The organism is Pseudaminobacter sp. Soil_N_29 (assembly GCF_057656055.1).
In genome coordinates this window covers 153,401-179,469 of sequence record NZ_JBDGLC010000008.1, presented here as the reverse complement: position 1 = coordinate 179,469, position 26,069 = coordinate 153,401, and the positions used below count along the sequence as shown (strand labels likewise).

The window sequence follows — 26,069 nt, the reverse complement described above, 5'->3', positions numbered from 1 at the left end:
CATGAACCTCGATTTCTCGTGGATGGCGTGGACCTGGCCGACCGCCGCCTTCTTCGTCGTCATAGCGCTGATGCTGGCAGCCATGGGCGCATGGGAATATGTCTCGCCCGGCGGCAATCCGCGCGTCGGCGTCCTGCGCTTCGAAACGACGCGCGGCGATCGCCTGTTCATCTCGCTGCTTGGCAGCGCCTTCATCCATCTCGCTTGGCTGGGTCTCGTTGGTCCCAACCTGTGGTGGGCTCTCGCTCTTTCCGTAGTCTATGCCGTGGGGGTGTTCCGCTACGTATAGAGGGGGAAACTGTCGGAGCGGCCGCGTGCCGGCGACCGCTCCGGATCGCACTTGAAACCTTGTTTGTGGAGGAGACGAAATGCGACGGCAGCTTTTAACATCGAGTACCGCGCTTGTCCTGCTTGTCGGTGCAGGCAGTGCCCATGCCGGGATGGACGAAGCCAAGGCCTTTCTGGATAAGGAAATTGGCGATCTTTCCTCGCTTTCGCGGGCGGATCAGGAAAAGGAGATGCAGTGGTTCATCGACGCCGCCAAGCCCTTCCAGGGGATGGAAATCAAGGTGGTGTCGGAAGCCATCACGACGCACCAGTATGAGGCGGACGTGCTGGCCCCCGCATTCTCTGCGATCACCGGCATCAAGCTGACCCACGACATCATCCAGGAGGGCGACGTCGTGGAGAAGATCCAGACCCAGATGCAGACCGGGCAGAACCTGTATGACGGATGGGTGAACGACTCGGACCTGATCGGCACGCACTGGCGATATCAGCAAGTGCGCAACCTGACCGATTTCATGGCCAATGAGGGCAAGGACGTCACCAATCCGAACCTCGACCTGGACGACTTCGTCGGTACGTCCTTCACCACCGCGCCGGACAAGAAGCTCTACCAGCTTCCCGACCAGCAGTTCGCGAACCTCTACTGGTTCCGCTACGACTGGTTCAACGACGACAAGAACAAGGCCGATTTCAAGGCCAAATACGGCTATGACCTCGGCGTGCCGGTGAACTGGTCGGCCTATGAGGACATCGCCGAATTCTTCACCGGTCGCGATGTTGATGGCCAGAAGGTCTACGGCCATATGGACTACGGCAAGAAGGACCCGTCGCTCGGCTGGCGCTTCACCGACGCGTGGCTCTCCATGGCCGGCAATGGCGACAAGGGGCTGCCAAATGGCCTGCCGGTCGACGAGTGGGGCATCAAGGTCGACGAGAACTCGCGTCCCGTCGGCTCCTGCGTGGCGCGGGGCGGTGACACCAACGGCCCGGCGGCGGTCTATTCGATCCAGAAATATCTCGACTGGCTGAAGGCCTATGCGCCGGCCGAGGCCCAGGGCATGACCTTCTCCGAAAGCGGCCCGGTGCCGGCACAGGGCAACGTCGCCCAGCAGATCTTCTGGTACACGGCCTTCACCGCCGACATGGTCAAGCCCGGCCTGCCGGTGATGAACGAGGACGGCACGCCCAAGTGGCGCATGGCGCCAAGCCCGCACGGCGTCTACTGGAAGGATGGCATGAAGCTGGGCTACCAGGACGTCGGCTCATGGACGCTCATGAAGTCCACGCCGGACGACCGCGCCAAGGCCGCCTGGCTCTACGCGCAGTTCGTGACCTCAAAGACCGTGGACGTGAAGAAAAGCCATGTCGGCCTCACCTTCATCCGCGACTCCACGATCCATCACCAGAGCTTCACCGACCGTGCTCCACAGCTTGGCGGCCTTGTGGAGTTCTACCGCTCGCCGGCGCGGGTGCAGTGGTCGCCCACCGGCACCAACGTGCCGGACTATCCGAAGCTTGCGCAGCTTTGGTGGCAGGCAATCGGCGATGCTTCGTCCGGCGCAAAGACCGCGCAGGAAGCCATGGACTCGCTCTGCGCCGAGCAGGAGAAGGTCATGGCCCGCATCGAGAAGTCGGGCGTCCAGGGCGATATCGGCCCGAAGCTGGCCGAAGAACACGACCTCGCATACTGGAGCAAGGATGCCGCTTCGAAGGGCAATATTGCCCCGCAGTTCAAGGTCGAGAACGAAAAGGAAAAGCCGATTACCATCAACTACGACGAACTGGTAAAGAGCTGGCAGCAATAAGCCGCCGGTTTGGGAGAGGCGGCGCCAGGCGCCCGCCTCTCCCAGTTTCGCCTGCCCGTGGCGCAGCGCGAGCAGCCGCTCCCGACAACCAAGAGCAGACAGGGCTCAGGCGCACGCGCTTTTTGCAGTGACTTATGGCCGGATGTCGGCGGCGATCACTCGTCGTCGGAGGCCAGCGTCTTGACCAGTTCGATGATTTTGCGGCGCACCTTCACATCCGAAATCTTGAAGAAGGCGCGGTTCAGCTGCAGCCCCTCGGGGCTGGTAACCAGATCCAGGCCGAAGCCGGAGGAAGCATCTTCGGCGAAGCCCTTGCCTGCGCCTTCCTGGTTGGGAAAATCCTCGAAAAAAAACGACACCGGCACGTTGAGAATGGACGAAATCGCCTGCAGGCGGCTGGCGCCGACGCGATTTGTTCCTTTCTCGTATTTCTGGATCTGCTGAAAAGTAATTCCGAGCTGCTCGCCGAGGCTTTCCTGACTCATTCCAAGCATGTTTCGACGCAGCCGAATTCTGCTTCCGACATAGATATCGGTCGGGTTCGGCTTTTTCTTGTTTTCCTTTTCCTTCATTTCGTCCTCGGCCGCCATTTCGGCATTATTCTATTTTTATTTTTCATCGATTAGCGAGCTGGCCTTCCCATTTCCTCCTGTCGCCGACCTCCCCCTTGGGCGGCGTACTATGAATCCCGCTCTGTCGGACTGTCAATTCGGGCGCAACCGTTGTCCAAGCCCCAGCCCGGCAGCGATGGCGCCAAAGAAAAACAGGATGACCAAACCATTAACGGAGTGCTTCCAGAACATTTTCTTGTCTTGTCGAACAAGCGGAACGACGGCATCGAGCACACCCCGGGCATTCATGGACAAGGCGTCTACAATTCGACCACGAGGATCGACCACTCCCGAAATCCCTGTGTTGGCGGCTCGTATCAACGGCAACCCCGTTTCCACGGCACGTATCTGCGCCTGTCGGAAGTGCTGGTAGGGGCCCGGCGTATCGCCGAACCATGCGTCGTTCGTAACATTTACAATAATATCCGTTGACGCAAGGTCAACAGCCACCAGCGCCGGAAAGATAATTTCGTAACAGATGAATGGAAGCGCCTTCGCCCCTCCGGCAAGCGCGATCGGATGCCGTTCGTTGCCGGGCTCCAGGTTCATCGGTCCGGCGACGAGCTGGCTGAGCCCGAAACTGGCGAACAGATCCGCAAAAGGTATGTATTCCCCGAAGGGAACGAGATGCAGCTTGTCCACCGCGTCGACGATCTCGCCGGCGGCGTCGATGGCAAGGACGGAATTGTAGTAGCGCGCATCGCTGCCGATGCTTGCGCCTTCCTCGCGCATCGCGCCGGCGATCAGTGTCTGCCCATCGTGCAGCAGGTCGCCAAGCGCCACCAGCGCGTCCGGCCGCTCGGTGAAAAAGAACGGAACGGAGGTCTCGGGCCATAGGATCAGCTGCGGCCTTGCCTGTTCCGCCGGCGCGCCCGACAGGTCCAGCATCGTACGGAAGATGCGATCGCGCACTTCGGCGTCCCATTTCTCGCTCAGGTCGATGCTGGGCTGCACGATGCGGACGGAAAGGTTTTCTCCAGTTGTCTCGACCGGGGCATTGAGACGGACATAGCCGAAGGCCACGTGTGCGGCCATCAGAAGCGCGGCCAATGTGACGCCCAGCCGCAGATGCCGCTGCGAGGCCAGCAATGCCGGCATGGCGAACACGAAGACGGCCAGGGCGTTCATGCCGATCATGCCCACCACCGAAACGCTTTGCATCAGCAGCGGTATCGGCATGGCGGCATAGCCGATCGCATTCCACGGGAAGCCGGTGAACAGGAAAGTGCGCAGCCATTCGGCCAGCCCGAACCCGAAGGCCAGCGCGGCAATACGCCCGATGCCATCGCTCCAGAGAAGGCGGGCCACGGCGCAGGCCAGGCCGTAGAACAGCGCAAGCAGCGCCGGAATGCCCACCACCGCCAGAGGCAGCGCCCAGGCGAAGCTGTCAGCCTCGACCAGTACGGCCCCGCCGATCCACCACAGCCCGGCAAGGAAATAGCCGAAGCCGAACCACCAGCCTGTCGCGAAGGCCGGCATGAGCCGTCGCATCGGGCCGGTGGGGGCGCCCGTCGCGCCATCGAGCAGCCACACCAGCACCGGGAAGGAAACGAAGCAGACCGCGAAGAAATCGAAAGGAGCCTGGGAAAGAACGGCGAGCGCGCCGGCAAGGAAAGCCGTGAGCGCGCGCCGCCACCCCCACAGCAAAATTATCCGCCCTGCAAGGCGCTCCATCGGCGGCCCCTCATCGCGTGAATCACCCACGAAGGTCTATCAGCAAGAGGCCCACGCTCCAATGCCGCCGTCTCAGGCCTGTTCGGTGCGGGCGGCGCGGCGGCGCCGGTCGCCCTTCTGGCTGTGGACGATACGCACACGCTTGACGCGCCTCGGGTCGGCGTCGAGCACGTGGAACTCGAAGCCGGGGATCGCCTGGACAACCTCGCCCCGGGTCGGCACCCGGCCGAGCGTGTTGAAGATCATGCCGCCGATGGTGTCGACATATTCGCCATGCTCGCCGGCGGTGAAATCCTCGCCGATCATCTTGGCCACGTCGTCGATCTCCGCCTTCGCGTCGACCACGAAGACGCCCTCGCCGGTCTGGGTGATCAGCGGCTCTTCCTCGTCGTGCTCGTCCTCGATGTCGCCGACGACCATCTCCACGATGTCTTCGAGCGAAACCAGCCCATCGGTGCCGCCATATTCGTCGATCACCAGCGCCATCTGGGTGCGCGCTGCCTGCATGCGCGCCATCAGGTCGGAGGCCAGCATCGACGGCGGCACGAAAAGAACGGTGCGGATGAGATTCAGCTCTCCGAGCGTGCGCGCCAGGTCGACAGTGGCAAAATCAAGAGCCGCGCCGCCGATCGGCTTCTTGGACGACCTGCCCTTCTTCGTGCGCGCCAGCCTGGTGATGTGGGCGAGAACGTCGCGGATGTGGACCATGCCGCGCGGATCGTCCAGCGTCTCGGCATAGACCGGCATGCGCGAATGGCCCGATTGCTCGAAGACCACCATGAGATCGCCGAGCGTGGTGTTGAGTTCCACCGCTTCGATGTCGGCGCGCGGCACCATCACGTCCTCGACGCGCACCTCGCGCAGCCGCAGAATGTTCTTGAGCATCGCCCGCTCGCCGGGCGAAAAGTCTTCCGCTTCGGTGGCGCTTTCCGCCAGCGCATCGGTCAGATCGTCACGCAGGCTCGAGCCATTACGGGGTCTGAACAGCCCGGCAAGGCGCTCCAGCAGCGAAGGCCGCTGAGAGCCGGGCTCGCTTGCGGCGCTGTTGAGCGCCGCATTGGGACTAGGGTCCTCTTCAGCGCTTTCTGGCGCGGAGGGCGCGCTGCCGACCTCCGATTTGGCGGCAGTGTCTGGTTTCTCGCTCATTGTCGTCCGGTTTGTTGCCTAATCTGTTACGCGTAAGGATCGGGGATCGCAAGTCTTGCGAGCGCACGGCGCTCGAATCCCTCCATCTCCTCCGCCTCCGCGTCGGTCTCGTGATCATAGCCCATGAGATGCAGGAAACCATGGATCACCAGGTGAATAATATGATGCTCGCGTGGCTTGCCTTCCAGTGCCGCTTCGCGCTCGACAGTCTCGGCGGCAAGGATGATGTCGCCCATCATCGGCGGCAGCGGTGCACCGGGCTCGGTGGGAAAGGCCGGAAAGGAAAGCACATTGGTCGGCTTGTCCTTGCCGCGCCATTCCGCGTTCAGCACCTGAACGTGGGCATCGTCCGAAAAGACGAGGCTGAGCTCGGTGCCTGTCGGAGCGGTGGCGCCGGTTTCGGCAAGGGCTGCGGCCACTGCGCGGCGCGCCAGCGCCTCCAGTTCATCCTCGCTGGGCCAGGCGCCAGCCTCCACCATCAGGTCGATCTCGACCGGAAGCGCTGCGGCGCCAATTTCCGCGGTGTTTTCCATCACGTCCCGTCAGCCAATCAGATTTCGGAACCGCCGAGGCCGCGCTCGATCTTGCCGTCGCGCTCATAGGCCCTCACGATCTCCGCAACCAGCGGATGGCGGACCACGTCGCTGTCGTTGAAGCGCACCGTCACCACGCCCGGCACGTTGTCGAGGATGCGCAGCGCCTCGACCAGGCCCGAGCGCGTGTTGGGCGGCAGGTCGATCTGGCTCGGATCGCCGGTCACGATCATGCGCGAGTTCTCGCCCAGGCGGGTCAGGAACATCTTCATCTGCATGGAGGTGGTGTTCTGGGCCTCGTCGAGGATGACGGCGGCATGGGACAGCGTGCGGCCGCGCATGAAGGCCAGCGGCGCGATCTCGATGACCTCGGCGGCAATGGCACGCTCGACCTTGTCGGCAGGCATCATGTCATACAGCGCGTCGTAGAGCGGGCGCAGATAGGGGTCGACCTTCTCCTTCATGTCGCCGGGCAGGAAGCCGAGGCGCTCGCCAGCCTCCACCGCCGGACGCGACAGGATGATGCGCTCGACCATGCCGCGCTCCAGCAGCATGGCGGCGTGCGCCACCGCCAGATAAGTCTTGCCGGTGCCGGCCGGGCCGATGCCGAATACCAGCTCGGCCCGGTCCAGCGCGCGCATATAGGCGTCCTGGTTGAGCGAGCGGGCATAGATGGTGCGCTTGCGCGTAGAGATCTGCGCGGCCGCCACCCTGCCCTTGCGTTCCAGCGTCGGCAAGGTGAGCTGGTCGTCGGGCGCTATGGCCAGGCGTATGGCGCCGTCGACGTCGGATTGGGCGATCTCGGCCCCCTTCTGCAAGATGCCGTAGAGATGGTCCAGCGCGCGGCGGGCCTGCTCGGCCGCGGCAGGATCGCCCTTGATGGTCAGCTTGTTGCCACGCGAGTTGATGTCGACGCCGAGCTTCTGCTCGATACGGGCCAGGTTCTCGTCGAACTGGCCGTAAAGCGCGCTGGCAAGCTTGTTGTCGTCGAAGGTCAGAACGATATGCGCCATGTCCGAGGCCCCTGCGGGCACTTTCTTCGCGTCGGCGTTCAACCGTATCTCCTCATCTCGGCGCCCTCAGACCCGCTCGGCGAACAGGCTGGCATGGCCCGTCTTCGTGATTCTTACCTGGATAATCTCACCAATTCCACCGGCGCCTTCATCAAGGATAACCGGCTGGAGCCAGGGCGAGCGGCCGACGATCTGCCCGGCCTGACGGCCTGGCTTCTCGATCAGCGTCTCGATCGTCTGGCCGACAAGGCTGCCGAGGAAAGCGTTCTGCTGCTCGTTGAGAAGGGCCTGCAGGCGCTGCAAGCGCTCGTCCTTCACCTCTTCGGCGACATGGTCGGCCATTTCGGCGCCCGGCGTGCCGGGGCGCGGCGAATATTTGAACGAGAAGGCCTGCGCGTAGTTCACCGCGCGCACGATCTCCATCGTATCCTCGAAATCGGCATCCGTCTCGCCGGGGAAGCCGACGATGAAGTCGCCCGACATGGCGATGTCGGGTCGCGCCGCCCGGATGCGCTCGATGAGGCGAAGATAGTCGGCCGCGGTGTGCTTGCGGTTCATGGCCTTCAGAATGCGGTCGGAGCCCGCCTGCACCGGCAGGTGCAGATAGGGCATCAGCGACGGCAGGTCGCGATGCGCCTCGATCAGCTCGTCGTCCATGTCACGCGGGTGGCTGGTGGTGTAGCGCAGCCGCGCAATGCCGGGGATCTCGGCCAGGCGCGACAGAAGCCGGCCAAGGCCCCATTCGCTGCCGTCCGGGCCCTCGCCATGCCAGGCATTGACGTTCTGGCCAAGCAGGGTCACCTCGCGCACGCCGGCGGCCGCCAGGCGCTCCGCCTCGGCCACGATCTGCGCGACCGAACGTGACACTTCGGAGCCGCGCGTATAGGGCACCACGCAGAAGGTGCAGAACTTGTCGCAACCTTCCTGCACGGTGAGGAAGGCGGTCACGCCGCGGCCGATGATTTCGGCGCGCCTGGGCTGCGGCAGGTGGTCGAACTTGTCTTCCAGCGCGTATTCGGTCTCCACGACCTTTTCGCCGCCGCGCACCTTCTTCAGCGCTTCGGGCAGGCGGTGGTAGGTCTGCGGCCCGATCACCAGATCGACCGCCGGCGCGCGACGGATGATCTCGCGGCCCTCGGCCTGGGCGACGCAGCCGGCAACGCCGATGACCATTTCGCTGCCATTCCTGGCCCGCTCGGCCTTCAGCTCGCGGATGCGGCCAAGCTCGGAATAGACCTTCTCGGCGGCCTTTTCGCGGATGTGGCAGGTGTTGAGGAGCACCAGGTCGGCCTCTTCGATGGCCGTGGTGGCGACATAGCCGTCAGCGGCCAGCGCATCCGACATGCGCTGGGAATCGTAGACGTTCATCTGGCAGCCATAGGTCTTGACGAAAACCTTCTTGGCCACACCCGCCGCCCCTTCAAGGGTCTCGGCACCGTCCTGAGAAATCTGCTCCAGTTCCATGTCGCGGCTTCTAACGCTTTTCGATGGCAAAAAACAGACCAATCTTGACCGCGCGGCCCCGCTGGCCAAGCCGCGACCCTGTCACGACCGGGGCCCGCGCAGGGCCCGCTGCATCATCGTCCTGACCTGCGCTTCCATGCGGCGCGCGGTCTCCTTGCGGTTGGTGCCGGCCGAGAAGGCGACCGGCTCCCCGAAATGCACCTCCACATCCACCGCGCCTTCGGCGAGCAGGAGCTTGATGTGCGGCAGCAGGTCCTGGTCGCCGATCCAGGCGGCGACGCGGCGGTGCTGGCGACCCATGGGCAATCCGTGCAGGCGCGTGTAGCTGATCGCCACCGGCTGGATGAAAACCTGCTCGACCTCGCCTTCGTCGATGGCAAGTGCCGCGGCGCCGAACAGCGTGCTCTTGAACGGCAGGATGAGGTTGCCGTCGCCCGTCGTGCCCTCCGCGAAAAGCACTATCGCGTCGCCGGCTGCCAGGCGCGTGGCAATTTCGCTCGCTTGCTCGCCGGATTTGCGCTTGCGCTCGCGCTCGACGAAGACGCAGCGCTGCAGCCGCGCCATCCAGCCGATGAGCGGCCAGCGTGACATCTGCGACTTGGCGATGAAGGACACGTCGTTGAACGACGCCAGCACCATCACGTCGGTCCAGGAAATGTGATTGGCGGCAAGCAGCAGCGGCCGCACCGGGGCGATTGTGCCGTGGACATGAACCCGGAAACCCAGCGCGCGCACGATGAGGCCATGGCACCAGCGCCGCAGCCGGTTCGGCTGATAGAGGCCGGTCCTCATGCCGAGCGAAACCAGCGGCAACAGTGCGGCCAGGCCCATCGCCACCCAGAGGAACGCCAGCCATATCCGGATCGAAGTGATCATGCGCCGCGCAGTTCCTTCAGCCTGCTCTCATATGGCGGCTAGCGGAGATCCCGGCGCATGACAAGAGCGCCATTGGCGCCGTTGCCGCCGGTGCGGTAGTAGTCGGCGCGCTTGCCGACCTCGCGAAAACCGAGCCCCCGGTAGAGCGCGATGGCGGCGGCATTGGTCTCGTCCACCTCGAGGAACAGCGCCTCGGCGCGCTGGGAGTGAAGTTCGCGCAGCACCGCATCCATCAGCCGCCAGCCGAGCCCCTGCCGCCGGTGCGAACGCGCCACCGCCACGGTCAGGATTTCGCCCTCGCCGGCCACCAGCCGCGCCAAGACGAAGCCGATGGGCGGGCCCTTGCCGCGGCCGACCTCGCGCGCGGCAAAGCCGAACACGGTTTCCTGCGCCAGGAGATCGGCGAACTCGCCCCCCGTCCACGGCCGTACGAAATCCTCGCGGTGCAGCGTGGAAATCGCATCGCTGTCCCTGACGGTCAGCGGCTCCAGCGAAAACTCGCGCGAGGTGACGAAGGGGATGCGCATCAGCCGCTCCTCGGCAGGACGAAGCCTGCCTGCGGCTTGGCGTCCGGCTCGCGCAGATAAAGCGGTTTCGGGCGCTCGCCGGGCTCCTTGCCCGCAGCCAGGCGCGCATAGGTGCCGATGTCGGCCGTCGATCCGAGTGGGCCGACGCGATTGTTCTGCCCAGGCAGGGCGGCGGCAATCATTTCCGCCGCAGTGCCGGCAAGGGCAGCGGAGTGTTCGGTCGCCAGCAACGTCGCGCGTTCGAGGTCGATCACCGCCGGGGCGAAAAGAACTGCGCCGACATTGTCGTAGACTGCGGCCTGAATTTCGCCGCGACCGCCGTCGAGCGCGGTTAGCACGGTGCGGGCCCCATGCAGCGCCCGCGCCTCGGCGGCCAGCGCCTCAAGGGTGTTCACGCCGATAGCCGGAACGTTGAGCGCCAGCGCAAGGCCGCGCGCCGCCGAGACGCCGACGCGCACACCCGTGAAGGAGCCCGGGCCGACCGAGACGGCGACGGCGCCGAGATCGGAAAAGCCCACGCCCGCCGCCTTCATCGCCTCCTCGATCACGCCCATCAGGTGCTCGGCGTGGCCCTTGCCGAGATCGAGCACCTGGCGGCCGAGCTCCTGCCCCGCCCCCGCGTCGTAGACGCAGGCAGCGCAGAGCCGGGCCGAGCAATCGATGGCGAGAAGCTTCATCGGAGGCGTGACCTTCGGGCGACTATTTGGTCGCCGCCCGGTCGCGCGCCTTCAGCTCCAGCCGGCGCCGGTGCAGCACCGGCTCGGTATAGCCGTTGGGCTGCTCGCGGCCCTTGAAGACGAGATCGCAGGCGGCCTGGAAGGCGATGGAATTGTCGAAGTCGGGGGCCATCGGCCGGTAGAGCGGATCGCCCTCATTTTGCCGGTCGACCACCGCTGCCATGCGCTTCATCGTCTCCATCACCTGCTCATGCGTGACCACGCCGTGATGCAGCCAGTTGGCGAGGTGCTGCGAGGAGATGCGCAGCGTGGCGCGATCTTCCATCAGGCCGACATCGTTGATGTCCGGCACCTTGGAGCAGCCGACGCCCTGGTCGATCCAGCGCACGACATAGCCGAGGATTCCTTGCGCGTTGTTGTCGATCTCGTGCTGGATTTCCTCCGGCGTCCAGTTGGGCCGCACGGCCACCGGCACCGACAAAATGTCGTCGAGCTTGGCGCGCGGCCGGTTCTTCAGCTTCTCCTGCACCGCTTGCACGTCGACCTTGTGGTAGTGCGTGGCGTGCAACGTCGCCGCCGTCGGCGAAGGCACCCAGGCGGTGTTGGCGCCGGCCTGCGGGTGCGCGATCTTCTGCTCCAGCATCGCCGCCATCAGGTCCGGCATGGCCCACATGCCCTTGCCGATCTGGGCGCGGCCGGAAAGCCCGCACTCCAGGCCGATGTCGACATTCTGCGCCTCGTAGGCGGAGATCCATGCCGCCTGCTTCATGTCGCCCTTGCGGATCATCGGACCGGCTTCCATCGAGGTGTGGATCTCGTCGCCGGTGCGATCGAGGAAGCCGGTGTTGATGAACACCACCCGGTCCTTCGCGGCGCGGATGCACTCCTTGAGGTTGACGGTGGTGCGCCGTTCCTCGTCCATGATGCCGATCTTGATCGTGTTCGGCGCCATGCCGAGCAGTTTTTCGACGCGCTCGAACAGCTCGACGGCAAAGGCTGCTTCCTCCGGCCCGTGCATCTTGGGCTTGACCACATACATGGAGCCGGCGCGGGAATTGGCGCGGCGGCCGTTCGGCCCGACGTCATGCAGCGCGATGAGCGCGGTGACGGCCGCATCCATGATGCCCTCGGGTACCTCGTTGCCGTCGCGGTCGAGAATGGCCGGATTGGTCATCAGGTGGCCGACATTGCGCACCAGCATCAGCGAGCGGCCGGGCAGCACGAGCTTGCCGCCGTCAGGCGCGGTGTATTCGCGATCGTCGCTGAGCCTGCGCGTGAGGCTTTTGCCGCCCTTTTCGAAGGTCTCGGCAAGGTCGCCCCGCATCAGGCCGAGCCAGTTGCGGTAGGCCAGCACCTTGTCCTCGGCATCGACGGCCGCGACCGAATCCTCGCAGTCCTGGATCGTGGTCAGCGCCGCTTCCAGCACGAGGTCGGCGATGCCGGCCGGGTCGGTCTTGCCGATGATGCTGTTGCGGTCGATGACGATCTCGACATGCAGGCCGTTCTTCGTGAGCAGCACCGCAGAAGGTGCGGACGCCTCGCCGCGATAGCCGACGAACTGCGCCGGGTCGGCCAGGCCGGTTTCGCCGACGGCCAGCTTTCCATCCTTCACGGTGAGCGGGCCGGCCTCTGTCCACGAGCCCGACTGCAACGGCGCCGAGGCATCGAGGAAATTGCGGCCCCAGGCGATGACCTTTTCGCCGCGCTTGGGGTTGTAGCCCTTGCCCTTATCCGCGCCATCCGTCTCGGGGATCGCGTCGGTGCCGTAGAGCGCGTCATACAGCGAGCCCCAGCGGGCGTTGGCGGCATTGAGCGCATAGCGCGCATTCATGATCGGCACGACGAGCTGCGGGCCGGCAACCGTCGCGATTTCCGGATCGACGCTCCCGGTGGCGATCTGGAAGTCCGGTCCTTCTTCGACGAGATAGCCGATCTCCTTCAGGAAGGCGCGGTAGGCGGCCATGTCGGAGGGCGCACCGTTTTCCCGGTGCCAGGCATCGATCCGTTTCTGGATCTCGTCGCGTTTGGCCAGAAGAGCGCGGTTTTTGGGCGCAAGCTCGTGCACGATCTCCGACACCCCGGCCCAGAACGCATCGATGCCGACAAATCCGGTTCCCGGCAAAGCCTCCTGCGCCACGAAATCGTGAAGCTCCCGGGCAATCCTCAATCCCGACGCTTCGATCATACCGCTCATATTCCTCTCCTGATGCCTTCCGGGCGGACCAGTTAAGCCCGGCCCCGCTCAATAGTTCCGCGGCCTTTGACCACGTTGGTGGGGCAGGGTCAATTCATCCGCGGGTTTACCGGGCCGCAGGCGCATAATAATACGCGCGAAACAGGCTTGGATGAACCTGTCCTTCAGACTGCAATGCGCGGGCGGCCGGTGGCGACGGCCAGAATATGCGCCTCGATGAACATGCGCTGGCCGTCCACCATCGAGGCGCGCACATCATGCGTGACCTCGATCTCGGCGGCGTCGGTGCCGGCATCCAGCGCGCGCTGGGCGGCAATCTTGCGGATCTCGGCATCGGCCACGCGAATGGCCTCTTCCTCGTCCAGAAAATCGCGGATGTCGTCGCCCGAAGCGACGCGGAATAGCCCTTCCTTCGGTTGGCTGACGCGAGCCTCGGCCGAAATGCGCACCTGGCCCACCACGGCGCCCAGCGCATTGGCCACGTCCGTATCCTGCGGCACGACGCAGCCGTTGCCGACGAAGCCCGGCAAGTTCGCGTAATGCAGCGGCGCGGAGGCGCCGAGGCCGATCACCGGGCGGTCCAGCGCGACAGCAAACCGGGCGATGCCGCCCTGGCCGTCCACCGCGCGCTGCACCAGCGCGTGGGCGACCGTTGCGGCGCCGTCCAGCCCGTCCTCGGCGAAGGCGGTTTCGAGGATCGCCTCGGCAGAGTTGCGTGTGACGGCCAGCAGCACTCTTTCCGCAAGCGCTTCCGGCGTCTCGCCGATCGGCTGGCCGCGACCGTCGCGCTTGCGGGCGAAAATCTCGGCGCCAAGGCGGGCGGCCGCTACGTTCCAGTTGGTCTGGCGGCCGAGCGTATGGGCGGCATCCGACGGCGTGAAGCCGACGACATGCACCAGCCCGCGCCCCACAAGCCGGTTGAGCGTGGCGTTCTGCGCGGTCGAGGTGAGCAGCTTGTCAAGCGGCAGCGGCACGGGGCCGATCGCCTCGTAGAGCTTGGCTTCCGGCGCGGTGAGGCCGGCTGCGAGGCGCTCCGGCACGCCGGTGCGCATGGCAAAGCGGCCGTCCATGCGGCCGGGGTTGGGCGCACGCAGCTGCCGCTCGAGCTGGCCCAGCACCGCCTCGCCATGGTCGACGGCGGCAAGCGACAGCGGCACGACGCGGCGGGGGCCCAGCGTGATGCGCGGGGCCAGCCCGCCATCCTCCAGCCCGACTTCCGAATCCCCGCCGAGGCCAAAGGTGCGCATGGCGACCGCCTCGACCATGGTGCGAAAGCCGCCCACGGTGGCGCCTTCGGGGTCGAGCCGGGGGCGGCCATGATCGAGCACGGCGACGTCCGTCGTGGTGCCGCCGATGTCCGACACGACCGCGTTGTCGAGGCCGGTCATGTGGCGGGCGCCGACGAGGCTGGCGGCGGGGCCGGACAAGATCGTCTCGATCGGACGCTGGCGGGCGAAGGCGGCCGAGACCAAAGCGCCATCGCCGCGCACCACCATCAGTGGCGCCTTGATGCCGCGCGCGACCAAAAATCCTTCGGTGGCGGCGACCAGCCGGTCGATCATCGAGATCAGCCGCGCGTTGAGCAGCGTGGTCAGCGCCCGGCGCGGGCCGCCGAGCTTTGCCGAAAGCTCGTGGCTGGCGGTGACGGGCAGGCCGGTTCTTTCGCGGATGAGGTCGCGCGCGGCGATTTCGTGGGCCGGGTTGCGGGTGGCGAAGTAGGCGCAGACCGCAAAGCCCGATACCGTTTTCTCCAGCTCCGGCAGCGCCGCCTCCAGCGCGGAAAGGTCGAGCGGCGCGGCATTGCCATGCACGTCATGCCCGCCGCCGCAAAACACCACCGGGTCGGTGCCGAGCGCGGTCTTGAGCCCATCGCGGGCGAGTTCGGCCTCCGAAAAGCCGATCATGACCAGCGCCACGCGCCCGCCCTGCCCCTCGACCAGAGCGTTGGTGGCAAGCGTGGTGGACATCGACACCAGCTTTATGCCGGCCGGGTCGGCCTTGGCCTGCCCCAGCACCGCATCGACCGCGCCGGAAATGCCGACCGCCAGATCGTGCCGCGTGGTGAGCGACTTTGCCTTGGCGGTGACGCCCGCGCTCTCCGACCACAACACCGCGTCGGTATAAGTGCCGCCGGTATCGATGCCCAGAAAAAGGGGGCCGAGCAACAGCGGGGACGACGGCGTGGGCTTTTGGGTCATGTCGCGGGCATTCCGGGGCGGTTGAACTCGCCCCTGCCCTTAGCCCACAAAGCCCGGCCACGGAAGCACCGCAAGGTTGAGCCAGCGCGGGTCAGGTCCTGTCGCTACCACGCCCGGCTTTTGTCCCCTTCTTTTGTCGTCGGCAGGCATCTCTCCTGACAGCAAGTTGTCAGGAGCTGTCAGTTATGCTGCGGCATCAATCAAGGGAGGGACGAATGCGCGACCAGGGTTTTGCCGATTTCGATTTCCTGATCGGGGAATGGAACATCACCAATGAATGCCTCAACGAGCGGCTGACCGGCTGCACCGAATGGCACAGTTTTCCGGCCACGGCGCGCGTGGAAAAGGTGATGGATGGCGGCGGCAATCTCGACCAGATGTTCGTGCCCGCGCGCGGCTTCACCGGCATGACGCTGCGCCTCTACAACCCCGAGACAAGACTTTGGTCGCTCTACTGGTCCGACACCAAATCGCACCGGCTGTTTCCGCCGACGGTGGGAAAATTCGAAAACGGTCGCGGCGAATTCTATGGCGACGATGTCGAGGGCGGAAAGCCGGTGCGCGTGCGGTTTTTATGGACGGCGGGAGAAAACCCGCGCTGGGAACAGGCGTTTTCGACGGACGACGGGGAGAGTTGGGAGGTGAATTGGGTGATGAGGTTTGAGAGGGGGTAACGGATAGCTTGACGACCGGGCGGCCCTGGCTTCGCCCGAACCTTTTGGCTTGACGCCCAGCGAAGTGGCGGGATTTCAACGGGTTGGCTGATGTCGCGCGGCGAGCGTCGGCTCGACAGAGCTAGAGAGTGGGATTTCTTGTCCACGCTTGGTCTGCCGACACCAAGAAGGCATCGATTTGACTGCATGACGTTCTCCCTCAAAGTTTCTGATTACCCCCTAAGAGCCCTGTCTTTGGGAGAGCAGTACCCACTACTACTGTAACTGTGCCTGACCAATCAGTTTACCTTAACACAAGGGCTGGATGTTTTTGACCGAGACATTACTATGCGTCATAAAGATCGGGGGTTGATATGATAGCTGCGAAGATTGAGTTTGCATTCGGAAATCTTAGCTTCTCTGCTGAAGGTACGGAGGCTTGGCTTTCGGCACAGCTAGAAAAGGTAATCGAGGCCGCACCGGCGCTTGGGCAATTGAAGGGCGCCTCGCATACAGACAACTCCGAGGGCGAGAATGGCGTTCAATCCGTTGGCGCCGAGTTCACGACCTCGTTGGCAGCACACATAAAGACCAAGGGTGGCGACACTAACCAAGTGAAGCGCTTCCTAGCGACCGCCGACTGGCTCCGACAAAGAGGGGCAACCCCATTGAATTCGGGCGCAGTGGCTAAGGCTCTCTCGTCAAATCACCAGAAGAAACTCTCTAATCCTGCCGATTGCCTCAATAAACTTGTCTCCAAAGGCTTTTGCGAAAAGAACGGTGACGGTTTCTTCATCACTCCAGATGGCCTTAAGGATCTTGGCTACCAGTGATTGATTCGTCAAAGGCATTTGCTCCACTTCCAACAGGTCTCCGCGATCCATTGCTAGAGGAGTACAGGGCCATTATTCAGAATTTCGCCGAGCACCGATGGGGGCCGTCGGAACTTAGTGGCGGGCGCTTTTGTGAGATCGTCTATACTATCCTCGATGGATACGCTTCGGGCGCTTACCCCAACGCTCCTTCGAAGCCAGGCAATTTCGTGACTGCTTGCCGCCAGTTGGAGGCACACACCCACGTGCCTCGCAGCTTTCAAATTCTAATCCCTCGAATGTTACCCCCTCTGTATGAAGTGCGAAACAACCGTGGGGTTGGCCATGTTGGAGGGGATGTTGATCCCAACCACATGGATGCCACAGTGGTGGTCGGCATATGTAACTGGATTATGGGCGAACTAGTCAGAGTCCTGCACGCACTGAACATCCAGGATGCACAGGCGCTGGTGGATATGCTGGCGGAACGTGATGTGCCACTCGTTTGGCAAGGCGGAGGAGTTAAGCGCGTATTAGATCCAAAGCTGTCGCTGCATGATCAGATTCTGATCCTACTCGCCTCCTCTCCTGTTCCCGTAGAGGCCGAGACTCTAAGGGAATGGACCATGTATAAGAACAAAGGCTATTTTACGAAATTGCTCTCTCGCATGGTCGAGGATCGTTACGTATACATCGCACCTAGCCGGGAGATACAACTCCTACCCCCAGGCTCCCTGTACACTTCAAAGTTGCTCGCCAAACGGAATGTCAAACTTGGCTAGATTTTTGAATTTCTGAATGGCTCGGCTGGGTTGGTCCACAAAAAATATAGCTGGCGCATAAATCAGATCATCGGCGCAGGTGTCTGTAGAGCATAGCCGTAAGCTTTTTTTGATGCATCGCGCCAACCTCTTCGAACCACAAGGGCGCTAGACGCCGGTCTTCCTGCCTGCTCCAGGCGCCACGGTTGGACAGGCTCATCCTTCGACGGGCTCAGGATGAGGGGGAGGCAGTGCATGGAGGTCACCATCTACATCCTGCGCTGCTCGGACGGCTCCTACTACACCGGTCTGACCAAGCAGGAGGTCGAGGCGCGGGTCTGGGAGCACAATGAGGGTATCTACGACGGATACACATCCAAACGGCGGCCGGTGGATCTGGTGTTCACCGAAACCTATGACCGGATCATCGATGCGATTGCGCGGGAGCGGCAGATCAAGGGCTGGTCGCGCGCCAAGAAGGAAGCGCTGATCGCGCTCGCCTATGAGAGGCTGCCGGAACTGGCCAGCAGGAAGAAAAGATAGCTGGAGCCACCCCCGTGGTTCGAGGCTCCGTTCCGCTTCGCTCCACTACGCACCTCACCATGAGGGTGGGGGCGTGCCGCCTCGCTCAATGTTGAAGGGGCGTGCCACGGCGCTCAACCTTGATTGTGGGGGCGTACCGCCGCCTTTCTTGAGGGTGGAGGTTGCGCCAACCTCCCTCATCCTGAGGAGGTGGCGATAGCCGCCGTCTCGAAGGACGCACCTGATCATGAGGGCGGTGCCGCATGCTCCCATGAGAGCAGCAAGCCGTGACAAGCATGCCAACGTTGAAGGTTAGCGCAGCGGCGTTCCAGTAGCCCTCATGGTGAGGTGCCCGGCCCGCAGAGCGCTGATCATGTTCCGAAAGCCCGCAAGGCCGGGCCTCGAACCACGAGGGCGCTAGGCGCCCTAGTTATCACCCATCTTCAGCGCCTGGATAAACGCTTCCTGCGGGATATCCACCTTGCCGAACTGGCGCATGCGCTTCTTGCCTTCCTTCTGCTTTTCCAGAAGTTTTCGCTTGCGCGACACGTCGCCACCGTAACATTTGGCAGTCACGTCCTTGCGCAGCGCCGAGATGGTTTCGCGCGCGACGATGCGGCCGCCGATGGCCGCCTGGATCGGGATCTTGAACATGTGCTGCGGGATCAGCTCCTTCAGCTTCTCGCACATGACGCGGCCGCGCTTTTCGGCGGCCGTGCGGTGCACCAGCATGGAGAGCGCGTCCACCGGCTCGTCATTGACCAGGATCGACATCTTCACCAGGTCGCCCTCCCGATAGTCGGTGAGGTGGTAGTCGAAGCTGGCATAGCCCTTTGAGATCGACTTCAGCCGGTCGTAGAAGTCGAACACGACCTCGTTGAGCGGCAGGTCGTAGACCAGCATGGCGCGCTTGCCGACATAGGAAAGGTCGGCCTGGATGCCGCGCCTGTCCTGGCACAGCTTCAGGATGCTGCCGAGATAGTCGTCGGGGGTCAGGATGGTGGCGCGGATCCACGGCTCCTCGATGTGGTCGATCTTGACCACGTCGGGCATGTCGGCCGGGTTGTGCAGCTCCTTGACCGTGCCGTCGGTCATGACCATGCGGTAGACGACGGAGGGCGCGGTGGCGATGAGGTCGAGGTTGAACTCGCGCTCCAGCCGCTCCTGGATGATTTCCAGGTGCAGCAGGCCGAGGAAGCCGCAGCGGAAGCCGAAGCCGAGCGCCGCTGAGGTTTCCATCTCGTAGGAGAAACTGGCGTCGTTGAGGCGCAGCTTGCCCATGGCCGCGCGGAGATCTTCAAAGTCGGCGGCGTCGACCGGGAACAGGCCGCAGAACACAACCGGCTGGGCAGGTTTGAAGCCCGGCAGGGCCTGAGCGGTGGGGCGGCGGTCTTCGGTGATGGTGTCGCCGACGCGGGTGTCGGCCACTTCCTTGATCGAGGCGGTGATGAAGCCGAACTCGCCGGGGCCGATCTCGTCGGCCTGGATCATCTTCGGGGTAAAGAAGCCGGTGCGCTCGACCGGATACTTTGCGCCGGTGCCCATCATGCGGATGGTCTGGCCCTTCTTGAGCACGCCGTCGATGACGCGCACCAGCACGATGACGCCGAGATAGGCGTCGTACCAGCTATCGACCAGCATGGCTTTCAGCGGGGCGGTGCGGTCGCCCTCGCGCGGGGGCGGAAGCTGGTGGACGATGGCCTCCAGCACGTCCTCGATGCCGAGGCCGGTCTTGGCCGAGATGTAGACGGCCTGGGAAGCGTCGATGCCGATGACCTCTTCCACCTGCTCCTTGACGCGCTCGGGCTCGGCGGCGGGCAGGTCGATCTTGTTCAGCACCACGACGATCTCGTGGTTCTTGTCGATGGCCTGGTAGACGTTGGCCAACGTCTGCGCCTCGACGCCCTGGGAGGCGTCGACGACGAGGAGCGAGCCTTCGCAGGCAGCCAGCGACCGCGAGACCTCATAGGCGAAGTCGACGTGGCCGGGCGTGTCGATGAGGTTGAGGACGTATTCCTCGCCGTTGCGGGCCTTGTAGTTGAGGCGCACGGTCTGCGCCTTGATGGTGATGCCGCGCTCCTTCTCGATATCCATGTTATCGAGAACCTGCTCCTTGCCGGCCATTTCGCGCGCGTCGAGGCCCCCGGTCATCTGGATGAGCCGGTCGGCGAGCGTGGACTTGCCATGGTCGATATGGGCGACGATGGAGAAATTGCGGATGTGATCAAGCGCTGTGGTCATGGGCGCGCATTTAGCAGGGGCCAGAACCTTCCACAAGCGCCGCGAAGGAGAAGCCGCGCGGCACGTGCTCAATCATAGGTGAGGTCGGACGCCTTGCCGCCGAAGACGCGGTAGGCATAGAGCGAATAGCCCAGGATGACCGGCAGCACGAACAGCGTGCCGACCAGGATGATGGCGAGGCTCTCGGTGGCCGCCGCCGCCTGCCAGATGGTCAGCTTTTCGGGCACGACGTAGGGGTAGAACGACCAGGCGAGCCCGGCAAAGCCGAGCGCGAAGATGGCCGCCAGCGTGAGGAAGGGCAGGATGGCGTGGCGGTCGCGCTCCTTGGGCAGATGAAAGGTCTGCCACCACAGCCAGACGAACAGGATGGCCGAAACGATGGGCAGCGGGGCGAGATAGATCATGTCGGGCAGCACGAACCAGCGCTCGAAGATGCGCTGGCTGGCCAAGGGTGTCGCCATGGACACCGCCACCATGCCGAGCGCGGTGAGCACCAGCGCGCGGCGCAGCCAGTGCACGGCCCTTTCCTGCAGCGGGCCCTCCGTCTTGTAGATCAGCCAGGCAGCGCCCATGGCAGCGTAGGAGGCCGCCAGGCACAGCGCCACCAGCAGCCCGAAGGCGAAGGCGGCAGCACCCCTTTGCAGCCCCAGCACATAGACGCCCAGCATGTAGCCCTGCGCCAGCGAGGCGATCAGCGAGCCGGAGAAGAAGATGGTGTTCCAGCGGCGCTTGCGGTGGGAGGGCACCTTGGCGCGGAAGTCGAACGCCACGCCGCGCAGGATGAGGCCGAACAGAAGCAGGAAGACGGGGATGTAGAGCGCGCTGAGGATGACGCCGTGGGCGTAGGGAAAGGCGGCCAGCAGAAGCCCCGCCGCCAGCACCAGCCAGGTTTCGTTGGCGTCCCAGAACGGGCCTATGGCCGAGATCATCACATCCTTCTCATGGTCGTCGGCAGCGGCAAAGAGGATGCCGATGCCGAGGTCGAAGCCGTCGAGAACGACATAGATGAGGATGGACAGGCCCATCAGGCAGGCGAAGACGAAGGGCAGTATGGTGGGCCAGTCGTAGCTCATGGTTCATGTCTCCCCTTCGCTTGGTGGTCAGGCAGTGCCGCCGCCATGACGCTCACTCCGTGCCGTGCACCGGCTGCGACAGCGGCCGGTCGAGCACGCCCGGCAGCGGCGACTGGTCGCCATCCCTGGCCGCCTTCATCGACAGATGCACCAGCGTGCCCATGTAGACGACGATCAGTATGAGATAGAGGATGAGGTAAAGCGTGAGGGTGAGCGCCACATGACTGCCGGCGACCGGCCCCAGCGCGTCCTGCGTCGTCAGCACGCCGGTGACCAGCCAGGGCTGGCGGCCGATCTCGGTGACATACCAGCCGGCCAGCGTGGCCACCCAGCCGGAAATCGTCATCGGCACCAGCACATAGGCAAGCCATCTGGGCAGGTCGCGGCGGCGCCACAGGAACCAAGCGGCGAGCCAGGATACGACCAGCATGACGATGCCCGTGCCGACCATGAGCCGGAAGCCCCAGAACACCGGCGACACCGGCGGGTGGTTGCCCACGAAATCGTTGAGGCCCGGCACGATGCCGCTGGCGCTGTGGCGCAGGATGAGGCTGGCGCCGTTGGGGATGGTGATCTCGTATCTGTTCTCGCGCGCCTTCTCGTCCGTGATGGCAAACAGCACCAGCGGCACGTTGGGCCGCGTTTCCCAGTTGGCCTCCATGGCCGCGACCTTCTGCGGCTGGTGCTCCAGCGTGTTGAGGCCGTGCAGGTCGCCGGCGTAGATCTGGATCGGGATGAGGACGGCGGCGGTGTAGACGCCGGTGCGCAGCGCCTTCCACATGGAATCCGAGCGATCGCCGGCAAGATAGCGCAGCGCCGAAAGGCCGGCGATGAAGAAGGACACGGTGAGGCCCGAGGCCAGCAGCATGTGGACCAGCCGGTAGAGGAATGACGGGTTGAAGACGATCGCCCACCAGTCGGTGGCGTAGGCGACGCCATCGCGAAGCTCGAAGCCCACCGGCGTCTGCATCCAGGAGTTCAGCGCCAGGATCCAGAAGGCCGAGACGGTGGTGCCGAAGGCGACCAGCACGGTGGCGGCGGTGTGGACCTTGTTGGACACGCGGCGGAAGCCGAACAGCATGATGCCCAGGAACACCGCCTCCAGGAAGAAGGCGGTCAGGATCTCGTAGGCCAGCAAGGGACCTGCGATGTTGCCGACATGCTCCATGTAGCCGGGCCAGTTGGTGCCGAACTGGAAGGTCATGGTGACGCCGGTGACGACGCCGATGGCGAAGGACAGCGCAAAGACCTTCACCCAGGTGAAGTAGGCGCGCATCCAGGCCGGATCGGAGGTGGCGTTGTAGCGGAGCTTGAAGAAGAGGAGGACCCAGCCAAGGGCGATGGTGATGGTCGGAAACAGGATGTGAAACGAAATGTTCGCAGCAAACTGTATGCGCGACAGCATCAGCGGGTCCATGAAGCATGCTCCTGCTCTCCCCCGAAAGGCAAGATAGGGCAACGGCGGCAAACGGTCAAAGCGGCGGGGTGGCGCAGAGGCAGGACGTGCCGATCGCTCTTCCGCCGGATGTCTCAGGCCGCGTGGACTTCCACCGTGACATGCGACAGCCGCGGCAGGTCGACGAGCAGCGCCTTGTAGGATTCGGGCGACATGGGCTGCGCTGAGACGATGGAGACGACGAGCCCCAGATGGCCGGGGCCGAGCCGCCAGAGATGAAGGTCGGTTACGCGGTCGCCATCGCGCTCCAGCCGTTCGCGCACATTGCGCGCCAGCCCCGGATCGCCACGGACATCGAGCAGCACCGCGCCCGAAGCGCGCAGCAGGCCAAATGACCAGCTGGCGATGACCACGGCACCGACGATGCCCACCATGGCGTCCATCCACAGCCAGCCGAAGAAGCGCCCGCCGAGAAGCCCGAGGATGGCCAGCACCGAGGTCAGGGCATCGGCCAGCACATGCAGGTAGGCCGAGCGCAGATTGTGATCGTCATGGGCGTGGGCATGGGCATGGCGATGCTCGTGGCCGGGCTCGTCATGGTGGGTGTGATGGTGATGCCGGGCCGACAGCAGCCAGGCGCTGGCCAGATTGACCGCAAGGCCCAGAACCGCGACCGCGATGGCCTCGTCGAAACGGATCGGCACCGGATGGGCGAGGCGCAACGCGGATTCGACGCCGATCAGCACCGCCACGATGGCCAGCACGATGGCGCTGGTGTAGCCGGCGAGCTCGCCGAACTTGCCGGTGCCGAAGGTGAAGCGCTCGTCATGCGCATGGCGGCGCGCGAGCGCGTAGGCCGCGGCAGCGATGGCGAGCACCCCGACATGGGTGGACATGTGGAACCCGTCGGCCAGGAGCGCCATGGAGCCGAACGCCAGGCCGGCGACGATTTCGCCCACCATCATGACCAGTGCGAGCCCGACCACGATGAAGGTGCGGCGCGCATTGCGGTCGTGATGCTCGCCGAGGAAGAGGTGGTCGTGGGTGAATCGTTCGTCTTCGGGCAGCGTGTTCATGGCCGGCCTCTCAAGGGCATCCGGTGATCTCGCGGAACACCGGATCTCCGGGTCGTTGACGTGGCTCGTGCGGATAAGCTTATCCCCGTTGTAGGATACGGCAAGGCTACCTGCCCGCTCGGTTGCCAGTGGCAGAAATTTGCGATGGCGCATCGGCAGGTGTCGAACACAAACACGGTCTGGCGGCTCAACGTGCCTCAGCCTCTTGCCATGCTTCCTCGGGACCTCGGCCGGGGCCAAGGGCCGAGAGAGTTGTCATATGAACCCACCGAAGCCATATTCCACCTGACAACTAACTCGAATGAGGCGGGCGACATGGCCGAGGACAGGACCGGGGCGGAAGGGCGGTTGCTGCCGACGCTCGAAGCCCTGATCGATTCACAGAAGCGTATGTTGGCGTCGCTCGCGACGGTCACAGACAGGTTCGATAGAATCGACACGGAGATGGTGAAGCTCACCAGGCAGGGCTTGAAGCTGCAATCGGAGCTTTCGAGTTTCCGGGCCGACATCACCGCTGGGCTCGATGCCGTCGGCCGCCGCCTCGAGGAACTCGAGCATCTCGCCGACCACAACGCAATCGAGATCAAGGCTGCCAGGTTTGAGATCGTTGCCCAGCAGAACGAAATCCTGAATGCATTGCAGGTCGGCCTGAGCAACCTTGGTGACGCCAGCGACATCAGGGATCGCCTGGACGAGCTCGAGAGGCGTGCCGGGCCTTAGTGTCTCGAAGACGAACGCAGTCTGCCCCTTCGCCGAACTATCCCTTCCTGGCTCGCCCTTCGGGCTCTCAAGTCGGGATGAGCGAGGTTTGCGCTGCTGCTCAGCGCCATTGCCTTCAGCGGCGCAGCCTTCCTGAAGGCGATGTAGGCGGGCTCTTCCTCTCCGTGGAAGTGGCGCTTGAACGCCGCCTGCCCTTGCAGGTTGAAGACCCGTCGGTGGACATGCGCCGATCTGTAGGCGCCGTGGAACATGGCCCGCCAGAAGCCGCTTTCCGCGCCGGGCCTGTGGCTCTGGGCATGCGGCCCAACATCCGCGGCCGCTTCCACACACCGTGCAGCAGGCCGGTCAGATCGCCAGGCCGTCTCGCGCAACAGGCTGGGCCAGGCTACACCGAGCGCGTGATGCCACCGTCGATGCGGATGTTCTGACCGGTGATGTAGCTCGACTTCTCGCTCGCCAGGAAGGCAATGAGCTCCGAAACCTCCTCCACGCGGCCGTAGCGGCCCATGGGGATGCGCTCGCGCCGCTCGCCGGTTTCGGGCAGGCTGTCGATGAAGCCCGGCAGCACGTTGTTCATGCGCACGTTGTCGGGCGCGTATTTGTCGGCGAAGAGTTTTGTGAAGGCGGCGAGGCCGGCGCGGAACACGCCCGAGGTGGGAAACAGTGCCTCCGGCTCGAAGACGGCATAGGTCGAGATGTTGACGATGGAGCCCGATTTCTGCGCCTGCATGACCGGCGTGACCAGGCGCGCCATGCGCACGGCGTTGAGCAGATAGGTCTCCATGCCGAGATGCCAGTCCTCGTCGCTGATCTCCAGCACCGGCGCGCGCGGCCCATGGCCGGCGCTGTTGACCACGGCGTCGATGCGACCCCACTTCTGCATCGTGGCATCCACGAGGCGCTTGAGGTCGTCATTGGAGCGGTTGGAGCCGGTGACGCCGATGCCGCCGAGCTTTTCGGCCAGCGCGGCGCCCTTGCCCGACGACGACAGGATCGCGACCTGGAACCCCTCCTCGGCGAGCTTGCGCGCGGCATCCGCGCCCATGCCGCTGCCGCCAGCGGTGATGATGGCCGTCTTCAGTTCCGACATGCTTTTCCCCCACTCCCTCCGGCGGCCGCGCAGCGCGCGGCGGCACGATCCATATCGACAAGAGGTATCCGCGCCGGCGCTGCCCGGCAATCCGCTGGACCAGCAGGCGGGCGGCCCTGGCGGCAAGGCCGCCATCTTGACGGCGCGCGGCGGCTTTGCCAGACATCGCGGGGACGGGCCGGAGTTTCCAGCCGGGTGCCGATGTGGCGCCCCGCGCCATGTCTGCGGAGAACGAGTTGAGCCTATCCGGTTTTGTGCAGCTTGCCGCCTCGACGGTGATCTTCCTGCTTGCGGCCACCTGCGCCAAATCCTGGGCGCTGACGCCCACGCTCGGCAAGCTGGCGCTGACGCTGGCGCTCTATTCGGCGGGCAACCTGGTGATGCTGCGGCTGGTGCGCGAGTTCGGCATGGCCTCGGCCTTCAGCCTCTCGGCGGTGATCCAGCTGGTGGCGATCAACGTGATCGCGCTGGCCTTTTTCGGCGAGCGGCTGAGCGCAGTGCAGAGCGGCGGCGTCGTGCTGGCCATCCTGGCCGTCGGCCTCATCACGCTCGGGCCGCAGGCCGGCGGGCAGTAGGCCCGCAACAAGCCTTGGCAAAACCCCTGGCGACGGCAGGCAGTCAGCCAGGAAGAGGCGCGCCGGCATCCGGCCGAGCGAATGCGGTAGCCGCTCCGGCATGATATGATCCGAAAACCTTCGGCGTGGTGCGGCATGGAATGA

24 protein-coding genes are annotated in these 26,069 nt (G+C 64.4%); 8 read left to right on the top strand and 16 right to left on the bottom strand.

The window, feature by feature from the left end; all coding sequences use genetic code 11:
* Window position 1: 1 nt before the first annotated feature.
* Together AC3A4H_RS18530 and AC3A4H_RS18525 are read left to right on the top strand one after the other, a co-directional pair.
* Window positions 2-289 carry a DUF2160 domain-containing protein gene (locus tag AC3A4H_RS18530; protein ID WP_487768017.1) on the top strand — a complete coding sequence of 96 codons (288 nt, stop codon included), beginning with the start codon at window positions 2-4 and terminating at the stop codon, window positions 287-289.
* A gap of 79 nt (window positions 290-368) precedes the next feature.
* Window positions 369-2,093, top strand: coding sequence for an ABC transporter substrate-binding protein (locus tag AC3A4H_RS18525; RefSeq protein ID WP_487768016.1), 1,725 nt, complete (start codon window positions 369-371; stop codon window positions 2,091-2,093).
* A gap of 155 nt (window positions 2,094-2,248) precedes the next feature.
* Here the strand turns inward: AC3A4H_RS18525 and AC3A4H_RS18520 are convergent, their stop codons facing one another.
* The 11 genes from AC3A4H_RS18520 to AC3A4H_RS18470 form a co-directional block, all read right to left on the bottom strand.
* Window positions 2,249-2,683, bottom strand: a complete 435-nt coding sequence (locus AC3A4H_RS18520; protein ID WP_487768015.1) for a helix-turn-helix domain-containing protein — start codon at window positions 2,681-2,683, stop codon at window positions 2,249-2,251.
* Between the two features lie 114 nt (window positions 2,684-2,797).
* Window positions 2,798-4,378, bottom strand: coding sequence for an apolipoprotein N-acyltransferase (gene lnt / locus AC3A4H_RS18515; protein WP_487768014.1), 1,581 nt, complete (start codon window positions 4,376-4,378; stop codon window positions 2,798-2,800).
* 72 nt (window positions 4,379-4,450) lie between these two features.
* Window positions 4,451-5,524 (bottom strand): hemolysin family protein, encoded by a 1,074-nt coding sequence (locus tag AC3A4H_RS18510; protein WP_487768013.1) that lies wholly within the window; start codon window positions 5,522-5,524, stop codon window positions 4,451-4,453.
* Window positions 5,525-5,550: 26 nt separating this feature from the next.
* Window positions 5,551-6,057: an rRNA maturation RNase YbeY gene (gene ybeY, locus AC3A4H_RS18505; protein ID WP_487768012.1), complete on the bottom strand. Its 507-nt coding sequence runs from the start codon at window positions 6,055-6,057 to the stop codon at window positions 5,551-5,553.
* Between the two features lie 17 nt (window positions 6,058-6,074).
* Entirely contained in the window at window positions 6,075-7,070 is a 996-nt protein-coding gene (locus tag AC3A4H_RS18500; RefSeq protein WP_348779227.1) for a PhoH family protein, read from the bottom strand.
* A 66-nt stretch (window positions 7,071-7,136) separates the two neighbouring features.
* The gene (gene miaB, locus AC3A4H_RS18495; protein ID WP_487768011.1) at window positions 7,137-8,534 is read right to left on the bottom strand and encodes a tRNA (N6-isopentenyl adenosine(37)-C2)-methylthiotransferase MiaB; all 1,398 of its coding nucleotides are present in this window, start codon (window positions 8,532-8,534) and stop codon (window positions 7,137-7,139) included.
* 81 nt (window positions 8,535-8,615) lie between these two features.
* Window positions 8,616-9,410 (bottom strand): lyso-ornithine lipid O-acyltransferase, encoded by a 795-nt coding sequence (gene olsA, locus AC3A4H_RS18490; protein ID WP_487768010.1) that lies wholly within the window; start codon window positions 9,408-9,410, stop codon window positions 8,616-8,618.
* 38 nt (window positions 9,411-9,448) lie between these two features.
* Window positions 9,449-9,937 (bottom strand): GNAT family N-acetyltransferase, encoded by a 489-nt coding sequence (locus tag AC3A4H_RS18485; RefSeq protein WP_487768009.1) that lies wholly within the window; start codon window positions 9,935-9,937, stop codon window positions 9,449-9,451.
* Window positions 9,937-10,614, bottom strand: a complete 678-nt coding sequence (gene tsaB, locus AC3A4H_RS18480; RefSeq protein ID WP_487768008.1) for a tRNA (adenosine(37)-N6)-threonylcarbamoyltransferase complex dimerization subunit type 1 TsaB — start codon at window positions 10,612-10,614, stop codon at window positions 9,937-9,939. The genes AC3A4H_RS18485 and tsaB overlap by 1 nt, the downstream gene beginning before the upstream one ends.
* Window positions 10,615-10,636: 22 nt before the next feature.
* Entirely contained in the window at window positions 10,637-12,808 is a 2,172-nt protein-coding gene (locus AC3A4H_RS18475; protein ID WP_487768007.1) for a malate synthase G, read from the bottom strand.
* A 164-nt stretch (window positions 12,809-12,972) separates the two neighbouring features.
* Window positions 12,973-15,006: a hydantoinase/oxoprolinase N-terminal domain-containing protein gene (locus AC3A4H_RS18470; RefSeq protein ID WP_487768006.1), complete on the bottom strand. Its 2,034-nt coding sequence runs from the start codon at window positions 15,004-15,006 to the stop codon at window positions 12,973-12,975.
* A 215-nt stretch (window positions 15,007-15,221) separates the two neighbouring features.
* On the opposite strand from AC3A4H_RS18470, the gene AC3A4H_RS18465 reads away from it, so the two are divergent.
* The 4 genes from AC3A4H_RS18465 to AC3A4H_RS18450 all read left to right on the top strand — a co-directional run bounded on the left by AC3A4H_RS18465 (window position 15,222) and on the right by AC3A4H_RS18450 (window position 17,775).
* Complete coding sequence (locus AC3A4H_RS18465; protein WP_487768005.1) at window positions 15,222-15,680, top strand: hypothetical protein; 459 nt, start codon at window positions 15,222-15,224, stop codon at window positions 15,678-15,680.
* A 353-nt stretch (window positions 15,681-16,033) separates the two neighbouring features.
* A complete protein-coding gene (locus tag AC3A4H_RS18460) occupies window positions 16,034-16,492 on the top strand; it encodes a hypothetical protein (protein ID WP_487768004.1) in 459 nt (152 codons plus the stop codon).
* Between the two features lie 353 nt (window positions 16,493-16,845).
* A complete protein-coding gene (locus tag AC3A4H_RS18455) occupies window positions 16,846-17,253 on the top strand; it encodes a hypothetical protein (protein WP_487768003.1) in 408 nt (135 codons plus the stop codon).
* Window positions 17,254-17,487: 234 nt separating this feature from the next.
* Entirely contained in the window at window positions 17,488-17,775 is a 288-nt protein-coding gene (locus AC3A4H_RS18450) for a GIY-YIG nuclease family protein (RefSeq protein WP_487768002.1), read from the top strand.
* 405 nt (window positions 17,776-18,180) lie between these two features.
* On the opposite strand, the gene lepA is transcribed toward AC3A4H_RS18450, so the two are convergent.
* The 4 genes from lepA to dmeF form a co-directional block, all read right to left on the bottom strand.
* The gene (gene lepA, locus AC3A4H_RS18445; RefSeq protein ID WP_487768001.1) at window positions 18,181-19,995 is read right to left on the bottom strand and encodes a translation elongation factor 4; all 1,815 of its coding nucleotides are present in this window, start codon (window positions 19,993-19,995) and stop codon (window positions 18,181-18,183) included.
* A gap of 68 nt (window positions 19,996-20,063) precedes the next feature.
* Complete coding sequence (locus AC3A4H_RS18440; protein ID WP_487768000.1) at window positions 20,064-21,068, bottom strand: cytochrome d ubiquinol oxidase subunit II; 1,005 nt, start codon at window positions 21,066-21,068, stop codon at window positions 20,064-20,066.
* A 52-nt stretch (window positions 21,069-21,120) separates the two neighbouring features.
* Window positions 21,121-22,485: a cytochrome ubiquinol oxidase subunit I gene (locus AC3A4H_RS18435; protein ID WP_487767999.1), complete on the bottom strand. Its 1,365-nt coding sequence runs from the start codon at window positions 22,483-22,485 to the stop codon at window positions 21,121-21,123.
* Window positions 22,486-22,598: 113 nt separating this feature from the next.
* A complete protein-coding gene (dmeF, locus tag AC3A4H_RS18430; RefSeq protein ID WP_487767998.1) occupies window positions 22,599-23,540 on the bottom strand; it encodes a CDF family Co(II)/Ni(II) efflux transporter DmeF in 942 nt (313 codons plus the stop codon).
* Between the two features lie 315 nt (window positions 23,541-23,855).
* Between dmeF and AC3A4H_RS18425 the strand changes: the two genes are divergently transcribed.
* Window positions 23,856-24,260, top strand: a complete 405-nt coding sequence (locus tag AC3A4H_RS18425; RefSeq protein WP_487767997.1) for a hypothetical protein — start codon at window positions 23,856-23,858, stop codon at window positions 24,258-24,260.
* Between the two features lie 385 nt (window positions 24,261-24,645).
* Here the strand turns inward: AC3A4H_RS18425 and AC3A4H_RS18420 are convergent, their stop codons facing one another.
* The gene (locus AC3A4H_RS18420) at window positions 24,646-25,350 is read right to left on the bottom strand and encodes an SDR family oxidoreductase (protein WP_487767996.1); all 705 of its coding nucleotides are present in this window, start codon (window positions 25,348-25,350) and stop codon (window positions 24,646-24,648) included.
* Between the two features lie 236 nt (window positions 25,351-25,586).
* On the opposite strand from AC3A4H_RS18420, the gene AC3A4H_RS18415 reads away from it, so the two are divergent.
* Window positions 25,587-25,925, top strand: coding sequence for a hypothetical protein (locus AC3A4H_RS18415; protein WP_487767995.1), 339 nt, complete (start codon window positions 25,587-25,589; stop codon window positions 25,923-25,925).
* Window positions 25,926-26,069 lie beyond the last annotated feature (144 nt).

What these genes read in the sequence shown, in the direction of transcription:
- AC3A4H_RS18465 (WP_487768005.1), top strand. Translation starts at nt 15,222, where the DNA reads ATGCGCGACCAGGGTTTTGCCGATTTCGATTTCCTGATCGGGGAATGG.
- AC3A4H_RS18525 (WP_487768016.1), top strand. Translation starts at nt 369, where the DNA reads ATGCGACGGCAGCTTTTAACATCGAGTACCGCGCTTGTCCTGCTTGTC.
- olsA (WP_487768010.1), bottom strand. Translation starts at nt 9,410, where the DNA reads ATGATCACTTCGATCCGGATATGGCTGGCGTTCCTCTGGGTGGCGATG.
- AC3A4H_RS18420 (WP_487767996.1), bottom strand. Translation starts at nt 25,350, where the DNA reads ATGTCGGAACTGAAGACGGCCATCATCACCGCTGGCGGCAGCGGCATG.
- dmeF (WP_487767998.1), bottom strand. Translation starts at nt 23,540, where the DNA reads ATGAACACGCTGCCCGAAGACGAACGATTCACCCACGACCACCTCTTC.
- lnt (WP_487768014.1), bottom strand. Translation starts at nt 4,378, where the DNA reads ATGGAGCGCCTTGCAGGGCGGATAATTTTGCTGTGGGGGTGGCGGCGC.
- tsaB (WP_487768008.1), bottom strand. Translation starts at nt 10,614, where the DNA reads ATGAAGCTTCTCGCCATCGATTGCTCGGCCCGGCTCTGCGCTGCCTGC.
- AC3A4H_RS18435 (WP_487767999.1), bottom strand. Translation starts at nt 22,485, where the DNA reads ATGGACCCGCTGATGCTGTCGCGCATACAGTTTGCTGCGAACATTTCG.
- lepA (WP_487768001.1), bottom strand. Translation starts at nt 19,995, where the DNA reads ATGACCACAGCGCTTGATCACATCCGCAATTTCTCCATCGTCGCCCAT.
- ybeY (WP_487768012.1), bottom strand. Translation starts at nt 6,057, where the DNA reads ATGGAAAACACCGCGGAAATTGGCGCCGCAGCGCTTCCGGTCGAGATC.
- AC3A4H_RS18485 (WP_487768009.1), bottom strand. Translation starts at nt 9,937, where the DNA reads ATGCGCATCCCCTTCGTCACCTCGCGCGAGTTTTCGCTGGAGCCGCTG.
- miaB (WP_487768011.1), bottom strand. Translation starts at nt 8,534, where the DNA reads ATGGAACTGGAGCAGATTTCTCAGGACGGTGCCGAGACCCTTGAAGGG.
- AC3A4H_RS18475 (WP_487768007.1), bottom strand. Translation starts at nt 12,808, where the DNA reads ATGAGCGGTATGATCGAAGCGTCGGGATTGAGGATTGCCCGGGAGCTT.
- AC3A4H_RS18460 (WP_487768004.1), top strand. Translation starts at nt 16,034, where the DNA reads ATGATAGCTGCGAAGATTGAGTTTGCATTCGGAAATCTTAGCTTCTCT.
- AC3A4H_RS18455 (WP_487768003.1), top strand. Translation starts at nt 16,846, where the DNA reads ATGGATGCCACAGTGGTGGTCGGCATATGTAACTGGATTATGGGCGAA.
- AC3A4H_RS18530 (WP_487768017.1), top strand. Translation starts at nt 2, where the DNA reads ATGAACCTCGATTTCTCGTGGATGGCGTGGACCTGGCCGACCGCCGCC.
- AC3A4H_RS18425 (WP_487767997.1), top strand. Translation starts at nt 23,856, where the DNA reads ATGGCCGAGGACAGGACCGGGGCGGAAGGGCGGTTGCTGCCGACGCTC.
- AC3A4H_RS18450 (WP_487768002.1), top strand. Translation starts at nt 17,488, where the DNA reads ATGGAGGTCACCATCTACATCCTGCGCTGCTCGGACGGCTCCTACTAC.
- AC3A4H_RS18500 (WP_348779227.1), bottom strand. Translation starts at nt 7,070, where the DNA reads ATGGCGCATATCGTTCTGACCTTCGACGACAACAAGCTTGCCAGCGCG.
- AC3A4H_RS18520 (WP_487768015.1), bottom strand. Translation starts at nt 2,683, where the DNA reads ATGGCGGCCGAGGACGAAATGAAGGAAAAGGAAAACAAGAAAAAGCCG.
- AC3A4H_RS18510 (WP_487768013.1), bottom strand. Translation starts at nt 5,524, where the DNA reads ATGAGCGAGAAACCAGACACTGCCGCCAAATCGGAGGTCGGCAGCGCG.
- AC3A4H_RS18470 (WP_487768006.1), bottom strand. Translation starts at nt 15,006, where the DNA reads ATGACCCAAAAGCCCACGCCGTCGTCCCCGCTGTTGCTCGGCCCCCTT.
- AC3A4H_RS18440 (WP_487768000.1), bottom strand. Translation starts at nt 21,068, where the DNA reads ATGAGCTACGACTGGCCCACCATACTGCCCTTCGTCTTCGCCTGCCTG.